Genomic DNA, 499 nt, shown 5'->3' with positions numbered 1-499 from the left:
TTTATCAACAATGGCTTGAGCATTTTTAGTTTGATGATCTTCAGCTACATTTGGTGAAGGAATAAAAATTACTGGCTTCCCAACAATGCACAACTCCGAAACTGATGACGCTCCTGCTCGGGAAATAATAACATCTGCAGCAGCATAAACTAAATCCATTCTTTCTATAAAAGCGACTACCTGAACATTTTCTTTGTTATATTTTTTATAATCTTCTAAATATAATTTTCCGCATTGCCAAATCACCTGAACATTTTGAGAAAGAATATTTTCCAATTCTTTTTCGATTAATTGGTTGACTCTTCTCGCACCAAGACTTCCTCCAAGAACTAACAATGTTTTCTTTTTAGAGTCTAAATTAAAATATTGAATGGCTTCTGCTCTTTTACTGTCGATATCAATTAAATCCTGACGCACTGGATTTCCGGTCAAAATCATTTTTCCTTTTGGAAAAAATCGTTCCAAATTTTCGTATGCAACACAAATTTTACTTGCTTTT

General features: G+C 33.1%; 1 protein-coding gene. It reads right to left on the bottom strand.

Translation table 11 applies throughout. The annotated features are described in order from the left end of the window. On the bottom strand, positions 1–499 hold a 499-nt coding region (locus AB674_RS21685), incomplete at both ends, for a UDP-N-acetylglucosamine--N-acetylmuramyl-(pentapeptide) pyrophosphoryl-undecaprenol N-acetylglucosamine transferase (RefSeq protein WP_047779377.1).

This window comes from Flavobacterium sp. ABG (assembly GCF_001027725.1).
Lineage (GTDB): Bacteria > Bacteroidota > Bacteroidia > Flavobacteriales > Flavobacteriaceae > Flavobacterium > Flavobacterium cupriresistens.
Note: the sequence above shows the minus strand (reverse complement) of the source record. Positions and strands in the feature narration are given on the sequence as shown.